Source organism: Lutibacter sp. HS1-25 (assembly GCF_004121075.1).
In the GTDB taxonomy this organism is placed as follows: domain Bacteria; phylum Bacteroidota; class Bacteroidia; order Flavobacteriales; family Flavobacteriaceae; genus Lutibacter.
The window spans coordinates 1-17,477 of record NZ_RHLN01000160.1; the positions used below are offsets into that span (position 1 = coordinate 1).

At 30.3% G+C, this 17,477-nt stretch carries 15 protein-coding genes; 3 read left to right on the forward strand and 12 right to left on the reverse strand.

Annotated elements, in window-relative coordinates:
• A partial coding sequence (locus tag EC396_RS16380) for a transposase (protein ID WP_164975337.1) occupies window positions 1-505 on the reverse strand: 505 nt, incomplete at its 3' end.
• A 207-nt stretch (window positions 506-712) separates the two neighbouring features.
• Entirely contained in the window at window positions 713-1,444 is a 732-nt protein-coding gene (locus EC396_RS16385) for a hypothetical protein (RefSeq protein ID WP_129367937.1), read from the reverse strand.
• A gap of 535 nt (window positions 1,445-1,979) precedes the next feature.
• Between EC396_RS16385 and EC396_RS18185 the strand changes: the two genes are divergently transcribed.
• From EC396_RS18185 to EC396_RS16400, 3 genes are read left to right on the forward strand one after another with little or no spacing between them, the layout of a single operon-like run.
• Window positions 1,980-2,855 carry a nuclear transport factor 2 family protein gene (locus EC396_RS18185; protein WP_240665755.1) on the forward strand — a complete coding sequence of 292 codons (876 nt, stop codon included), beginning with the start codon at window positions 1,980-1,982 and terminating at the stop codon, window positions 2,853-2,855.
• 50 nt (window positions 2,856-2,905) lie between these two features.
• Entirely contained in the window at window positions 2,906-3,940 is a 1,035-nt protein-coding gene (locus tag EC396_RS16395) for a hypothetical protein (protein WP_129367938.1), read from the forward strand.
• Window positions 3,941-3,942: 2 nt separating this feature from the next.
• On the forward strand, window positions 3,943-5,358 hold the full coding sequence (locus EC396_RS16400; RefSeq protein ID WP_129367939.1) for an MBOAT family protein: 1,416 nt from the start codon (window positions 3,943-3,945) through the stop codon (window positions 5,356-5,358).
• 60 nt (window positions 5,359-5,418) lie between these two features.
• Here the strand turns inward: EC396_RS16400 and EC396_RS16405 are convergent, their stop codons facing one another.
• The 10 genes from EC396_RS16405 to EC396_RS16450 all read right to left on the reverse strand — a co-directional run bounded on the left by EC396_RS16405 (window position 5,419) and on the right by EC396_RS16450 (window position 17,469).
• Window positions 5,419-6,120 (reverse strand): ion channel, encoded by a 702-nt coding sequence (locus EC396_RS16405; protein ID WP_129367940.1) that lies wholly within the window; start codon window positions 6,118-6,120, stop codon window positions 5,419-5,421.
• 4 nt (window positions 6,121-6,124) lie between these two features.
• On the reverse strand, window positions 6,125-7,702 hold the full coding sequence (locus EC396_RS16410) for an efflux transporter outer membrane subunit (protein WP_129367941.1): 1,578 nt from the start codon (window positions 7,700-7,702) through the stop codon (window positions 6,125-6,127).
• The gene (locus tag EC396_RS16415) at window positions 7,702-10,878 is read right to left on the reverse strand and encodes an efflux RND transporter permease subunit (RefSeq protein WP_129367942.1); all 3,177 of its coding nucleotides are present in this window, start codon (window positions 10,876-10,878) and stop codon (window positions 7,702-7,704) included. The genes EC396_RS16410 and EC396_RS16415 overlap by 1 nt, the downstream gene beginning before the upstream one ends.
• Before the next feature lie 7 nt (window positions 10,879-10,885).
• Window positions 10,886-12,034 (reverse strand): efflux RND transporter periplasmic adaptor subunit, encoded by a 1,149-nt coding sequence (locus tag EC396_RS16420; RefSeq protein ID WP_129367943.1) that lies wholly within the window; start codon window positions 12,032-12,034, stop codon window positions 10,886-10,888.
• 233 nt (window positions 12,035-12,267) lie between these two features.
• Window positions 12,268-13,305: a hypothetical protein gene (locus tag EC396_RS16425; RefSeq protein WP_129367944.1), complete on the reverse strand. Its 1,038-nt coding sequence runs from the start codon at window positions 13,303-13,305 to the stop codon at window positions 12,268-12,270.
• Window positions 13,306-13,366: 61 nt separating this feature from the next.
• Window positions 13,367-14,548 carry a BamA/TamA family outer membrane protein gene (locus EC396_RS16430; protein ID WP_129367945.1) on the reverse strand — a complete coding sequence of 394 codons (1,182 nt, stop codon included), beginning with the start codon at window positions 14,546-14,548 and terminating at the stop codon, window positions 13,367-13,369.
• Window positions 14,545-15,618 carry an AI-2E family transporter gene (locus tag EC396_RS16435; RefSeq protein WP_129367946.1) on the reverse strand — a complete coding sequence of 358 codons (1,074 nt, stop codon included), beginning with the start codon at window positions 15,616-15,618 and terminating at the stop codon, window positions 14,545-14,547. Before EC396_RS16435 ends, EC396_RS16430 begins: the two co-directional genes overlap by 4 nt.
• Window positions 15,619-15,623: 5 nt before the next feature.
• On the reverse strand, window positions 15,624-15,950 hold the full coding sequence (locus EC396_RS16440; RefSeq protein WP_129367947.1) for a DUF5335 family protein: 327 nt from the start codon (window positions 15,948-15,950) through the stop codon (window positions 15,624-15,626).
• Between the two features lie 37 nt (window positions 15,951-15,987).
• Window positions 15,988-16,572: a MarC family protein gene (locus EC396_RS16445; RefSeq protein WP_129367948.1), complete on the reverse strand. Its 585-nt coding sequence runs from the start codon at window positions 16,570-16,572 to the stop codon at window positions 15,988-15,990.
• An 87-nt stretch (window positions 16,573-16,659) separates the two neighbouring features.
• Entirely contained in the window at window positions 16,660-17,469 is an 810-nt protein-coding gene (locus EC396_RS16450; RefSeq protein WP_129367949.1) for a porin family protein, read from the reverse strand.
• Window positions 17,470-17,477 lie beyond the last annotated feature (8 nt).

Here is a 17,477-nt window from a genome sequence, read left to right on the forward strand (position 1 = left end):
CTGCCATTTTCTCTTTGCGCGTCTTGATGGAATTGCCCCAAACAAAGGTATATCTCCCTGCTATAGACTCTATTTTTGTACCATCTGTAAATACTTCTTTGAGGGTGACAAGTCCTTCTTCTGCTAAAAGTAAAACAACTTGTTTAAAAATGTCTTTAAAAATAGTCTTCAGTTTTTTACTGCGAAAACGTGCAATAGTATTATGGTCAGCAACTTGTTGCGCAGCAAGCCACATAAAGTTGATGTTCTCTCGCATTACCTTTTCTATCTTACGGCTAGAATAGGTATTATCCATATAGGCATAGACCATTACCTTGAGCATCATTTTTGGATGGTAACTTGGTTTTCCTTCTTTACTATATTCTTCTACCAGCAAACTTAAGTCGAGTTGCTCAACTATTCCATTGACTATTCGAACAGGATGATCATCAGCAATAAGCTCTTCAATAGAAGGTGGAAAAAGCCAATTTTGCTGTTGATTATAGGATTGAAAATTTGTATTCATATCTTTGATTATCAACACCTAAAGATACAAAATGACCGGTTTTTATACAAATCATTTAATAAAAAAACCGCCTCAGGTTATAAGACGGCTTCTTTTTATGCAATAATTTTATATTTATCAAAAAAATATAATTATTTTAAAATCAATTATATACTTAATTTTAATTGGTTTTAAAAACAATTTAAAACTAACTTGTTAGTCATATAGCTATATATTTATTTTCCAAACTTGTTTTACAATTGACTCTGTAGCTGCTTCCCATTCATCAATAAAATCAGCCCAACTTCCATCTCCATTAATTTCTTCATAGTATTTTTTAACACTACCACCATCATCGTCCATTTCAGCCCAATTTTTCATTCCCCATACAATTGCTATATCTCTTCCATTGTTTTCACTAAATTGATTTTGGTAAACCTGCATGTCTACATCTCCTTTTTTCGCAAAAGCTTCATTGATTTTTAACATTAAAGCTTTAAACCTGTAATACTCACCTCTTTTTATGTCTAAAAACCAAATTTCTTCTATCTTAGCTTCTTCAGTTCCAGATTTATAAGACCATTCTGATTTATATTTCCAATACTCCACAGCACCATATTTAGCAACTGTTGGTGCTACCTTTTGATCCCAATCTTTTTTATGAGCATCATTTTCTGGTCTAGTATCTAAATCTGTAAAAGTACAAGGACCCATTAACCAAACATACCAACCTGCTTGTTTTCCTGTTAAAATATAATCAACCTGACCTTTATACGCACCTTCTTTATGATATATGGCATTGTGATCTTTAACAGCCTTTTCAAAAGTAGATTCCATTCCAATTTTAGGCAACATAAATGTCAATTCGACCATAACATACTTTTCTTGCGCAATACAAGTAGTTGAAAATAAGACAAATAATAACAATACGGAGACAAATGAACATAATTTTGTTTTCATAATTTAATTGTAGTTTAGTTAAAAAATTGTAGCCTGTTTTGTTAATTAAAACAAACGTACTTTAAATTGATTTGTAAATTACATTTTACAAATTGCACATGCGCCTACATAATGATGTAGTTTTATCAATTGAAATTCTATTATTTTGATATACCAATCATTTAAAGATATCAACTAACTTTTAGTAAACAGTACAACAACTTTAACATTATTTCTCCCACATATACATGTAGTTTTAATGCATTGATTTTTTTTTTGATTAGATTTATTATTCAACAACAAAACAACTCTCAAACTACATATTTACAGGCTTTAACAATGATTTGTATTTTTTTACAGCATTAATTATTGCTTAATATTCACAATCAAATATGGACTTCATTTAACCAATTCAACAATAATTTTTATACATTTACTAAAACCAACTTTTTAAGATTTGTATTTTTTAGAATTATTTTTGGGTAAATACAAACCCCTCTTAATCAATTTCATCCATTACATCTTTTACTAATAACTAACTAAAAAACAATGTATTATGAAAAAACTACTTTTTACCGCTTTATTATTAATGCTAATTTCATCATGTCAAAACAAACAAAGGTATACACAAACTTCTGATGAAATTGAAACTGTTAAAAAAATTATCAATGCATATAATGCTAAAAATTACGAATCTATAGTTGGCTATTTTGCTGATACTGCCAATGTGTTTTTTAACTCACCTCAACCTTTCAAAGCATCAAAACTTCCTGAATATCATGCACAAACCGATTTAGAACTTTCTTCTAGAGGTTTTTTAGATGAAGGCCTTGAATATGAAATGGTTTTAACCGATGATAACAAAACTTGGGTTAATTTTTGGGGTACTTGGGTAGGAACATTGGCTGCAAATGGAAAGCAAATTACACTACCAATTCACCTTACACTTCAATTTATTGATGGAAAAGTAGTTACTGAATACGGATATTGGGATAGTTCATTAATGATTTTGGCTTTACAAGAAATTGAAGCAAATTATGAAAACAAAGAAATTATTAAAAATGCATATGATTTTTTTGCCAGTGGAGATGTGCCTTCATTTTTAGCATTACTTAGTCCAAAAGTAGTTTGGAACGAAGCTGAAAATTTTATTTACGCAGGTGGAAACCCATATATTGGTGCAGATGCTATTGTAAAAGGCGTATTTGAACCTATTGGCAACGAATGGGATTACTGGAAACTTACCGATTTACAGTTAAATGAAATGAGCAACGGGATGGTTTTAGCAACGGGAAGATATCAAGCAAAAAATAAAAAAAATGGTAAATTATTAAATGCTCAATTTGCACATGTTTGGACTTTATCAAATGGAAAAGTTACTAACTTTCAACAGTATACAGATACAAAACAGGCTGCGGAAATAATAAAATAATTTATACTCAATTAATTTTTATTTATTTAACTACTAACTATTTACTAATCATGCACTTAAAAAAATCAATCACAATTACTGTGATTATATTTATAATGGCAATAGGTTCTTGGGAATTGTATTGGCGATCTCAAGGCTATTTACCAAATATTGAGGATGATAAAGCATTGTGGGCAGTACAAAGGGCTTTAGTAGAACGTGCTTCTAAAAATGACATCGTATTATTTGGTTCCTCACGTGTTCTTTTTGATTTTCAACTAGATGCATTTGAAAAAGAAACCGGTATACGACCAATACAATTAGCAACAGCTGGTGCTTCACCTTTACCCGGATTTAGAGATCTTGTAGAAAAAACCACATTTAACGGTACGGTTATTTTAGGCGTTACTCCTGGTTTATTTTTTTCAACAACTTATCCAATGGCATCTCCATGGAATAGAATCCAAAGTAGGGTAAATTATTTTTACGATAGAACATATGCACAACGTATAAACAATATATTATCAATTCCACTTCAAAGCAATTTTGCTTTTTTAAGAGCCGATGATGAAGAATGGTCAGACGATTTAAACTTAAAATCTCTTATTTCGAGAATTAAAATTGGAAATAGAACTAACAATCAAATTCCTCCATTTTATAGATTTTCAGATATTGATTTAGACAGAAATGTAAAAATGTCTGATAAAACAGAAAAAGATACAGCTTTTGCAAATACCATTATAAAAGTTTGGGGATATTTTGGTAGCACTTCACCTCCACCAGATAAAGAGTCTACAATGGCTTTTTTTATGGAAGATGTTGAACGATTTACAGCTCGTGGCGGGAATTTAATTTTAGTGAGGTGTCCTTCTTCTGGAGGAGTTAGAGTTGGGGAAAATATGGCTTTTCCAAGATCTGATTTTTGGGATGATTTAATTTCAAAAACCAATGTTAAATCTTATCATTTTGAAGATTACGAACAATTGAAGCATTTTGAATGTCCAGAATGGTCACATTTATCTGCAAAAGATGCCATGTTTTATACTCGTGAATTATGTAAAATAATGAAAAATGATGGTGCTTTATTTAACCTTAATAGAAACTAATTATGTTATTTAATTCTTTAAGTTTTATTGTGTTTTTAGTCATTATATTGGCTTTATATTATTCCAATTTCTTAAACTGGACTTCTAAAAAGAGAATGCTTTTAATTGCTAGTTATTTATTTTATGGTTTATGGAATCCACCTTTAATTATCTTACTGTGGATTTCAACTATTATAGACTGGATTGCAGGCAATAAACTGAATAAAGAAGAAGACCCTATTTACAGAAAACTATGGTTACTACTTAGTATGTTTGTTAATCTCGGGTTTTTGGCATTTTTTAAATATGGTAACTTTATATTAGAAAATTTTACCGCAATGGTTAATGCTCTTGATATATATTATCATCCACAAAAAATGGATATTTTACTTCCAATGGGTATCTCATTTTACACTTTTCAAACTATGTCATATACCATAGATATTTATAATAAAAAAATAAAACCAGCAAACACTTTTTTAGATTTCGCACTGTATGTTACCTTTTTCCCACAATTAGTTGCAGGACCAATTGTAAGAGCAAAAGATTTAATTGAACAATTTTATGAAACCAAAAAAGCCACATTAAATCAATTTATATGGGGTGTTTTTTTATTTACTTTAGGATTGTTTATGAAAGTAGTTTTAGCTGACACTCTTTTATCCGACACATCAGATAGCATATTTAATTCTGATAAAATACTTAATATTTGGGATGCTTGGTCTGGTACTCTAGCATTTTCTGGTCAAATATTCTTTGACTTTGCAGGTTACTCAACTTGTGCTATTGGTGTTGCCTTAATGCTAGGTATTATTTTACCAGACAATTTTATGTATCCTTATGCCTCATTAGGTTTTTCTGATTTATGGAAACGATGGCACATTTCTTTATCTAGCTGGTTAAAAGATTACTTATATATTCCGTTAGGTGGTAATAAATTTGGAATTACAAGAATGTACATTGCTCTTATGACTACAATGCTAATAGGAGGTTTGTGGCATGGAGCTGCTTGGACATTTATAGCCTGGGGTGGCTTACATGGGTTATATTTAATTTTGGAACGATTACAACGGCAGTATTTTCCTTTTAAAATAACTGCAAAAAACGGTATATTTTTAGCTTTATTAACCTACACTTGTGTAAATATAACTTGGGTATTTTTTAGAGCAAAGGACTTTGTAACTGCAAAAAACATTTTATCATCTATGTTATTTCTTAATCCGGATGGTGAAAAAATATTACAATCATTTGATATTATTAAGGTATTTGTAGTTATTTCAATCTTATTTTTATGCCATTGGTTTATGCGAAATACAACCGTTAAAAATGTTTCAAAAAATACATCACCTACAGTTTTAGGAATCTTATGGGCAATTATGCTCATTTTAATTACAGTTGCTCAAGGCAGTGGTGAACAGTTTATTTATTTTCAATTTTAAATTAAAAACAGCCCATTAAAATATATTTTAATGGGCTGTTTTTATTTAATAATAAATCACTTATTCTATTTCACGGCGCTCATTATCAAGTTGAGAAATATACTTTCCTACAATAATAGCAGTTAAAATTACCATATAAAACTGTCCCATAAATCCAGTTAATAAAGTTGCTTTTTTTGCCAATAAAGTTATTGGTGTTATATCTCCAAAACCTATTGTTAATAAGGTAATATATGAAAAATAAACAAGTGAGCTATATTCTTTTATATAACCACCATCACTTACAACACCATTAAATGATCCTGGGTAAAAAATTTCGATGGTAATAAACATAAAAGAACAAACCAATCCTATACAAAAGTATCCACACATCAATCCAAAAATCACATTTCTATCAATAATAGCGGCGAGTAAAACTTGTTTAATTAAATCATACGTTATCAATACATAAAAAACAGAAAATGCTATTAATTTAAAAACCTCAAAATATCTTGAGTTTTGCTTTAAAAAAAATGAAATAATAAAATGCAAAAAAATCACAATCAGTAAAATTTTAGCAAAATTTATATTTTTTTTACTTTTAAAAACAACAAGAATACCAGAAAAAGCATTTATCAAATAAAGAAATGGAGCTACGTCAATATTAAAAATATTTTCTGGAAAAAAAATACCTGAAAATAAAATACTCAATAAACTGATAAAGAATATTTCAAATCTAAATTTATAGATATCTTCAAACCAACTATCTTTATTTAACATCATTATTTTAGTTTAAAGACTTTCTTTCTTCTCTTTCTTTTTTTCTTTGAATTTTAGCAAACTCCTTTCTTGCTTTTTCTTGCTCAGGTGTTAAGTGATAATCAACTACTTGACCTTGATATACCAACTTACTTTTATCAACTAAACTCACATCAACTCCCTGATCTTTAGCAACTTGTTCAGCATACTTATCTAACTCTTCATTAGATATCCATCCTCCACCTAAAGCTTGGTATAAATTCACATAAGAAATTAATAAATCTTGATAATTTTTTGAATAAGAAAGTTGTGCTTCAAATTCTGTTTGCTCATTTAATATTACTTCTAAATAACTTGTTACACCTTGATAATATCTTTCATAAGAAAGCTTACTTGCATTTTGAGCTGCATCAAGCATAGTTTTATAAGCAACCATTTCATCTTTATAAGTTGAAATTTCAGTTAACGCATTATTTACATCACTAAAAGCAACCAGAATATTTTTCTCATAACTTAACAAATATTGTTTTGCTTTTTCTCTTTCAATATCAACACGTCTTGCATTTTTTCCCCATTCAAATAGCGGACTCAATAAATTTGCACCAGCACTCCAACCTAATCCACTATTTAACAACGACGACATATCATTACTACCAACTCCTAAAAGACCTGTTAAACTAATTGATGGAAAACGCATTGCTGTTGCAACACCAATCAAAGCATTTTGCTGTTTATACAACTGCTCACTTTGAAGTATATCTGGACGTCTTTGCAACATTTCAGAAGGGATTCCACTAGGTATATCAGCAGGTAAAGGATTGTCTTTATAAGAACTATGTACCAAAATATTGTCTGAATATTTACCTAAAAGTACACTTAAATTATTTTCTGTAAAAGCAATTTGACGTTGATAAACTGGTATGGTAGCCTCTGCAATTGCTTTTTGAATTTGAGCCTGATTTACATCAATAATATTTGTATATCCTTTATCAAATCTATTTTGAATAATTTTCAATGCATTATTTCTAATTTCTACCGTATTTTTAGAAATTGCTAATGAAGTTTTATAATTCATTAATTGAAAATAATTTCTGGCAATTTCACTTATCAACCCTAATTCAACTGCTCTTTTACCATAAAAAGACCCTAGTAATGAAGCTCTAGCAGCTTCAGTACTTCTACGGTATTTTCCCCAAAAATCAATTTCCCAGTTAAATGTTGCAGAAGCTCCAAAGGATTTGATATTGTTATTTAAAATGTTACCTGCAATATTATTAGTTCCTGAAGCACTGGCTTGTACGCCAATTTTAGGACCATAATCTGCTTTGTTGTAGCCTAAATTTGCCCTAGCCTGATCAACTCTGCTTGCTGCAATTAGCAAATCTTTATTTTCTCTTAATCCTACATTAATTAATGAATCTAAAATAGGATCTTTAAAAATCTCCCACCATTTTAAATCTATAATACTATCTATTTTGTTATTTTCATATTTGAAAATTTCTGGACTAGCAATTTTAGGCTCGTGATAATTAGGTCCTACTTTACAAGAGGTAACAGTTAAAATCACTAAGAAAATGCTTAAATATGTAATTAATTTCTGTTTCATTATTCAGTGGTTTTAGCAATTTTTAATTCAAGTTCTTTTTGTTGATCTCGCTTCTTTTCATATCCAGCAATTTTACCTATAAAGACAAAAAGCATTGGATACAAAAAAACACCTAAAAATGTTGCAATTCCCATACCACCAAGCAATGCCATACCCATTACTTTTCGAGATTCGGCACCTGAACCTGAAGCTACAACCAAAGGAAAAACACCCAAAATAAATGAAAAAGCTGTCATTAATATTGGTCTAAATCTGGATTTTGAAGCTGCCATTGCTGCATCAAATAAACTCATACCATTTTTAAATTCGTCATTGGCAAATTCAACAATTAAAATGGCATTTTTTGCAGCCATCCCAATCAACATTACAAAGGAGACTTGTGCAAAAATGTTATTTTCAAAAGTTGGACTAATTAAACGACCAATCCATAGAAAAAATAAGGCTCCAAAAATTGCAAATGGTGTACCTAATAAAATTGCAAAAGGCAACGACCAACTTTCATATTGAGCTGCTAATATTAAGAATACAAAAAGCAGTGAAAACGTTAAAATAATACTTAAAGATCCTGAAGCTTTTTCTTCTTGATAAGACATTGCATTCCAACTATAGCCCATATCTGGCGGTAAAACTTCTGCTGCTACTTCTTTCAATGCCTGCCTGGCTTGATCAGAAGTGTATCCTTCTGCAGGAGCACCAGTAACTTCAACAGATCTGTATAAATTAAATCGAGTTGTATAATCGGGGCCCGAAATTGGTTTAATAGTTGCCAATGTTGATAACGGAACCATTTCTCCTTGGTTATTTTTTATAAAGAAATTATTAATTTGTGAAGGATCAACTCTATATTCAGGTTCTGCTTGAATATATGTTTTATACAATCTACCAAATCGGGTAAAATCATTTACATAAGCACCACCCATAAAAGCACCAACAGTAGTATAAAGATCGCTTAATTTAACACCCAATTTCAATGCTTTTTCTTTATCAATATCCATAAATCGCTGCGGAACAGTTGCTTGAAAAGTTGTAGCAGCTCTACCAATTTCAGGTCGTTCATTGGCTGCTTTCAAAAACTTCATTGAATTTTCAGCTAAATATTGAGGCGAATTACCTACCCTGTCTTGTAGCATAATACTAAATCCTGAACCATTACCCAAGCCAGGAATTGCTGGAGGTCCAAAGGCAAATGCTTGGGCATCCTTTATACCTAAAAATAATTTTTTATTTACAATGTCAATTACTTCTTTTGCTGTAATATCTCTTTCAGACCAATCTTTTATTCCTACAAATAAAAATCCGGTATTTGAAATCATTGCACCCGAAAGAATACTGTATCCTGTAGCAGTAGTGATATATTCTACTTCTGGAATTTCCTGTAGAATTTTTTCAACTTCTTTAGTTACTACATCAGATCTTTGAATAGATGCTGCATTGGGCAATTGAACGTTTACAAAGAAATATCCCATATCTTCTTCAGGAATAAATCCGCCAGGAACCATACTACCAAAAATACCCGCACCAATTGTCATAATAACAATAAATACAATCCCTCGTTTTATTTTTCTTGAAACAATATTGGTATAACTCATATAAGAGTCTGTAGATTTATCCATTCCTTTGTTAAACTTTCCAAAAAACCAACCCAAAGGACCTTTATACGGTTTTGGCTCTTTTAATAAAAGTGAACACAACGCAGGACTTAATGTTAAAGCATTTACAGAGGAAACCAATACAGAAACAACAATTGTTATGGCAAACTGTTGATATAACAAACCGGTAATACCTGCCATACCTGCTACCGGAATAAATACAGCAACTAAAACCAAAGTAGTTGCAATTACAGGAGCCGTTACTTTTCTCATAGCATCAAGCGTTGCTTCTTTAGCATTCATTCCTTTTGCTATATTTACCTGAACAGCTTCAACAACTACAATGGCATCATCTACCACAATACCAATGGCCAATACCAATCCTAAAAGTGACAATACATTGATTGTAAAACCTAAACTTGGAAAGAAAATAAATGCACCAATTAAAGAAACTGGAATTGCCAATGTTGGAATTAATGTTGCTCTCCAATCTTGAATAAAAATGAATACAACCAATACAACCAATATTAAAGCTATTATTAAAGTAACCACAATGTCTTTTATACCCGCTTCAATAGCTTTTGTTGTGTCTAAAGAAACATCGTATCTGATACTTTCTGGAAAATTTTTTGATAAACTTTCCATTTCTGCTTTAATTTGTTTTGCCAATTCTAATCCGTTAGATCCAGGTGCTTGATATAAAGCAATAATTGCTGAAGTTTTACCATTCATTCTTGGAATCATATTGTAAGTTTCAACGCCTAAATTAACGCTTGCAACATCACCTAATTTAATTTGAGACCCATCAGATTGTGTTCTAACTACTATATCTTCAAAGGCTTCAGCAGAGTTAAAACGCTCTGGCAAACGAACCGTGTAAGTAAACTCAGTACCTACCGGTGCTGGTTCGGCTCCAAATTTTCCACCTGGAACAATAATATTTTGTTCATTTATTGCATTTATTATTTCTGGTACAGTTAAGCCTAAATGTGAAATTCTATCAGGCTTAATCCATATTCTCATAGAATAGTCAGATGCTCCCATAACATCAACTTTACCAATACCTTTTACTCTGGCCAATTGATCTTTGATATTGATTAAAGCATAATTTCCTAAAAAATCTTGATCATATCTACCATCATCAGAAGTTAAAGCTACCAACATTAAAACGTTAGGCAAAGCTTTTTGGGTTGTAACCCCTAATTTTGTTACAGAAGAAGGTAGTTTTGCTGAAGCTGCAGATACTTTGTTTTGTGTTAAAACCGTATTCATATCAGGATCTGTACCTACATCAAACGACACTTGTATATTCATACTACCATCATTGGCATTGGTAGATTTCATATAAATCATATTATCAACACCATTTATTTGTTGTTCTAATGGTGTGGCTACAGACTCTTCAACATTTATGGCGTTTGCACCAGTATATTTTGCACTAACCTGAACAATTGGAGGTGTTAAATTTGGATATTGCTCAATAGGTAAACCTACTAAAGATACCGTACCAACAATCACAATTACAATGGCAATTACAATGGCTACAATTGGCCGGTGGACGAAAAAATTTCCTTTATTTTCAGACATATTCAGCTTATTGTTTTTTAAATTGACTTTCAAAAACAGTGATTTCAGGTATCACCTCTAAACCATTACCTACTTTTTGCAAGCCTTCAAATACAATTTTATCTCCTTCAGAAATTCCTTCTTTAACAATATAATAATCATCAAAAGAATCTCCTATAACAATTCTTCTAGATTCAATTTTATTTTCAGCATTGACTACAAAAATTGAATATTCACCCTGTAATTCTGTTACAACTCTTTGAGGCACCAATAATGCATCCTTTTCTACTTTACTTTTAACTTTAATACGAGCATACTGTCCTGGTCTCAAAATTAATTCGGGATTAGGAAAAGAAGCCTGTATTAAAATGGCTCCAGTTGAAGCATCAATTTCTCTATTTATAAAATCTACTTTACCTTTGTATGGATGCGTAGACCCATCAGTAAGCAACAATTCTATTTCAGCTTTTTGCGCTCTTTTTTCAACATCTAAATCTCTATGAGCTTCTGCAAATTCTTTTGCAAAAATTAAATAATTTGTTTCATTGATAAAAAATTGCACTCGTACATTATCAACTTTTGAAATGGTATTAATAATTACAGGATTTGGGCTTCTACCAACAAAATCACCTACTCTAGCTTGTGTTTTACCAATAAAACCATTAATAGGTGCTTTAATTTGCGTATAACTTAAATTAATTTGTGCCATTTTTAAAGATGCTTCAGCTGCTTTTCTGGCTGCTAACGATGCATCTCTATCTGCTAAGGCAAAATCTAAATCACTTTTACTTACCGCATCCATTTCAGCCAATGGCTTTACCCTTGCTAAATTATTTTCAGAATTTAGATATTTTGTTTGCGCTTCTGTAACTTTACTTTTTTCACCAGCAATAGCTGCATTAAATGGCTCTGGATCTATGGTATATAATAAATCTCCTTTTTTTACTCTTGCACCTTCAGTAAATAAGATACCTGTTAAATAACCTTCAACACGGGCATTTATAGAGACGTCTTCTTCTCCAAAAACTTCTCCAACAAAATAATTATAAATTGGAATGTCTTTTTTAATAACTTCAACAACTTTAATTTGTTGTGGTGGCATTTTTTGTTGTTCTTTTTCTTTACAAGAAATAAATAAGAAAAAAGACAACCCTAGAATAAGTGAGCTTAGTTTCATTGAATAAATTTTTAATAGCTAATATAACTAATTTTTAAATTTATATTCAATAACAAGATATTTTTTCAATAAAAACCATTGAATAATTACTGTTTTATATGAATATCATATCAAAAACCAATCTATCTATCAAAGTAATTTAAATAACATTTAGATTACTAAAAAAAAATTACAATAGCAAAAAAGCCCTGAAACACAAATTTCAGGGCTTTTTTATAATCTAAAATATTAATTTATATTAAAAAACGGTAATTTACTGAACCTAGGATTGATTTTCTATTCCCAAGAACACTGGCTTCCGTTCTAATCATCCAACGTTTATTAATTTGATATTGAGCACCAACTAGACCACTCCATGTTTCCTGTGGTCTTTTCTCTAAACCATATCTAACAGTAGCATCTTCCTGAATATTATCAATAGCATCAACAAGCGGTGTTAGTACTTTATCAGCTAATAGTTTTTCAGCAATTGATAAACCATCATACCACGCATCATAATTTTCAACAAACTGGTCTTTTTTATCCCAAAAATCAACTGGTAATGCCTCTTTTAAAGCAAGTTCACCTTTAGTATCAGCTGCAATTCCAATATTCATTGTACCTATCCAAACACCAATATTACTTTTAGGATTGTTTTTAAAAGTAAATACATGTCCTGCTCTTAATCCCATCACATTTACCATAACACTTTTATCTAAATATTCAGGCTTACTCCAAGTCCAGTTAAAATCGGCTGATATAAAAATAGGACCTAAACCTGCAGCTAATAATGCTCCAAAACCACTAGTTCTAACATTTTGTTCTACAACAGAATTAAGAGAAATAGGTTTAACAATGTTAATTTCGGTTCTTGAAGTAGAATTACCATAAATACCATACACATTAAAAAAAGGCAACACCCATAAATCGGCTCTAACGTTATATCCCCAAGCAGTACTGGTATTTTCACCAAAACCAATAAAATCTGTAGGAGTTAAAGGAATATCTGTATCTCCATTTTTAAAACCTAATTTTAAATTTTCTACAATTATATTTTGTTTCATATAAATATAATTTGCCATAACACCAGCAGGATAAGGAATATCAAATCCTTTTTTATAGGCTCCTTTTCCTAAAATAGGAAAAACAAATTTATAGTCTACCTGCTTTAAACTATCTGTATAAGCTTCGTGCTTTGTTCTAATTTTTTTAGTTGCGTACTGTGCGAAACCTGTTCCTATAAAAATAAAAACGAGTAGCATTGTTAAAATTGTAGTTTTTTGATTTTTCATAAGTATTTATTAATTAAAAAATAAGCAACAAATATATTATTTAATTATTTATTATAGATTTTTATTTACTCCAAGCACTTCCAAAAACAATGCTAAAAGCAAAATCTTTATTGTTGCTCCAAGCAAAATCTACACCTGCATCTACATCAAACAAACGTGCCAATTTATATCTAAAGCCAAGTCCGTAATTATAAACCAAAGTTGCAGGTCCAAATTCATCAAAAGATTTGAAAGCTTTACCTGTACCACCAAAAAAATCTAACGACCAACGTTTGTAAACTTTAAATTTCCATTCTGTTTCTACAAGCATTGTATTGTCACTTTGATATTTCATAGCAGGTACACCTCTTAATTGTATAAATGGCTTTGCATAAAAAGGAGAATCACCTCCTATCATAAAATTAGAATCAAATCTAAAGGCCGATAAAATATTATCGCTTATTTTTTGATATCCTAAAAAATAAGGATTAATTTGATAATAATTTTGATCACCACCAAGCCAGGTTGCATTGTACATAAATTGAAAACCAGTATTCACACCTTTTGATGGGGTAAAAATATTATTTCTAGTATCCCAATTTACCATTGGTGTAAGCATACTAATGGTAGTTGTATTATTTAATTTACTCAATAATTTATCAAATATTGGCCCTAAAACGGGTGTGTCTAAATACGGTTCAAATTTTGTTTTTCCTTGAAAAAACATATAAGAGCCCCCTACAAATAAGTTAGATTTAGCAACTCTAACATTAACACGTTGCATAACTAACCAGGCATCTAAGTTAAACTCTATAGGATTTTTACTTAAAAAATCACTATTGTTCCCATAATATTTAATATTTACGCTTGGTTTAGCAACAGCTCCTAAATATCTAATTTTATCTGGACCCCAAACATGAAAATGAAATAAGGCTGCCATCCATGTTTTATTTGATGTCCCTAAACCGATAACCCCAGAAATATTTGGAGGTACCGGAACATCATATTTCTTTTTTTGAGGCGTTATAAACAACGCTGCAAGTCCACCTCCATAACCAACCGCAGGCTCTGTAACAATAATTGGAATGGGCATAAACCCCTGTGGTTCAATTAAAAACTCGCTAATATCAAAAGCACCATCAAGTGAATCTTTAAATGAAATTTTCTTTTTTTCTTCTTTTTGAGCAAAAATCTGATTAAAATGTGTGCATAAAATAAGTAATAACAAACAACAAATTTGTCTAAAAGTAATTTGATTTTTCATAAAACATTTTTATTTTCTTTATTCTCTAATATAGCTATTGCTTCTTCGCTTGAGCCTAATAAAATAGCAATCCATTGGGTTTGCTTATTTTGCTCTAACATAATTTTTATTGCCATAGTTAAAGGCACTGATAAAAACATACCAATTGTACCTAAAATAAATCCCCAAAATAATAATGATACAAAAACAACATATGTAGAAAGCCCTAAACCTCTTCCCATTACTTTTGGTTCAACAAAATTTCCAACAATCATATTTACCACAAGAAATATTGATACCGTCCAAAAAACACCATCAAATCCTTGCTGAATTAAAGCAAAAAGTATTGCAGGAATGGCTGCTATTATAGAACCAAAATTAGGAATAAAGTTTAATAAAAATGCTATAAGTGCCCATATTATAGCATAATCTAAATCAATTATATACAAAGGAATCCATATAAGTACACCTGTTAAAGCACTAGTCATTGTTTTTATTGTTAAATAATGACGGATATTTTTAATTATAACACTAAAATACGAACTTGATTTTTTTGAATCTTGGTAAATAATTTTTGTTTTTATTGAAATACTATCTAATTCTAAAAGAAGAAAAATGGTTAAAAAGAAAATGGTTAAAGCATTACCCATAAAACCCCCTAATTTACTTAATAAATTGGCTGTAATATTCATTGCTTTTGAAACATCTACCAAATTAGTTATGTTTTTAAATGAAACATTAAAGCCCCTACTTTCTAAATTTAAAAACAAGTTTTCGCTCATTTTTTTTAAGTTAGCTTCATAAACATCAACATTTTGAGAAAACGATGATAACGAACTACCAATTACTTCAATAAAAAAAATAAAAACTACAGTTATCCCTATTAAAACAATTAAAAGAGCCAAGGATTTTGGCACTTTTTTAGATTGCAGCCAGTTTATAGGCTGAGCACATACTATGCTAATAAAAAGCCCCATTAATAAAGCATTAATTAATGAAACAGCATTCATAATTCCGGCAATGATAATAACAAAAGAAGCAATTATTAAAACTATTGGTGTGTGATTTATACTCGTAATTTTCTTGTTCATATAATTTATTTACAAAAGGTAACTATATATTCATTGTTATTAAAATCAATTATCTCTATTGAAGTAATATCTCCATAATCATTTTGTGTTTCCCATAATTCGAGTGGTGCATTGATAATATGATTTAATTCAACAGCATCACCTCCTACTGATATAACCATATCATACCCTTTAAACTGGTAATTGTAATTTACGCTCATTAAAGGAATTTCGTCTACTAGTATCTCTGAATTGCATAAAGTAATTGACACAAGTCTTCCTTTATTATCATCAGAAAATACACTAACACGTTCAATCCAATTTTCAGGCTGTATTTGTTTGGTTATCGACATTTATATTCTATTACACTTCTTTTTTTTAGCTACGCTCTCAAATTCCAAAAAAATCTTTAATTCCATCTAGCATAAATTGTAATCCCATAGCTACAATAATTAACCCCATAAATTTGGTTATAAACCCCTGTCCACTTACATTTTTTTTTGCTGCTACAAAGAGCATTGCTAAAATAATTACTAATGAAATAAGCACTGCAGCTATAACACCTACAACTGCAGAAACAGGAATACCTTCATAATGATGCACGGCAGCCAAAGTCATTACCATTGTAATTGTTCCTGGACTCGCAGCAAATAAAATAAGCTTAGTTAAATCTCCTGTTGTATTGTTATTTGAATTTCCCTGAATACCAAATAACATTTGAAATCCAAGAAAACCAATAATAATACCTCCTACTATTTTAAATGCTTCTTCTGAAATTCCAAAAACATTTAAAATAAACTTACCTCCAAATGCTGATATTAATAAAATTATTAAAACAATAAACATTGCTTTAAATGCTACTTGTATATTTACATTTAAATCTTTACCCTTTTGAATATCTAATAACATAGCTCCACAAACAACAGGATTTATAACTGCCAACATTGCTATGGTAGCTTGGAAATATTGTTCCATATTTATTTTAAAAATAAAAAATTCATTAAAACTTAGCTTAAAAACTAAATTTTAGTGAATTAAATATACTATTTTATTTGCTTGAGATTAATTTTTATTTGATTTCTTTTTACCTTTTTTACCTTTATCTATTCTTTTGGCTGCTTTTTCAGCGGCTTTTATTGCCTTTTTTTCAGCAGCAGCTTTTTTCTTAGCTTGTGCTCTTTCTCCAGCCCCAACAGGCAAACCAACATAAATATAATATGAAGTGTTTTTTTGATTTGCATTTTCTATTTTTGAAGTATTTACCAAACCATGATAATAGCGTACACCAAAATTAAGACCGTGCAGTACATTTTTAGCATGATAACCAATTCCTCCTTCTAGCCCCATATCAAGAAGCGAATTTTGTTTCTTAATCTTATTGTCATATTGCAAATCATCTCCATCAACTTGATTTGTAAATATATCGGTTCCTTTATAAAAAACACCAATCATTGGACCTGCCTCTATAAAAATATTGTTATTAAACTTATATCTTGCTAAAAAAGGTATATTCCAATATTGCAATCTTCTATCTACTTCTCCATTTAAAAAAAGCGCATCCAAAGCTTCGTCTTCTAATGAATAGGGTGCTAATTTAGCTCCCATAGTAGATTTAACAATAACACCTGAATGCAAATACCAATTAGGACTATCCTTTATTTTAAAATCAAAATAAAACCCAATATTAAAAAATGTATTCGTTGTTGCAGTTTCAAGATTTGAAACATTGGCAAAATTCATTCCTCCCTCTAAACCAAATTTTATCTTATCTGAATTTAACTTATCTCCAAACAAAAGAGTTATCAACACCTGACTTTGAGCCATTTGCACACAAAATAACAACATACATATTGTTGAAATATACTTTCTCATTCTTTCTT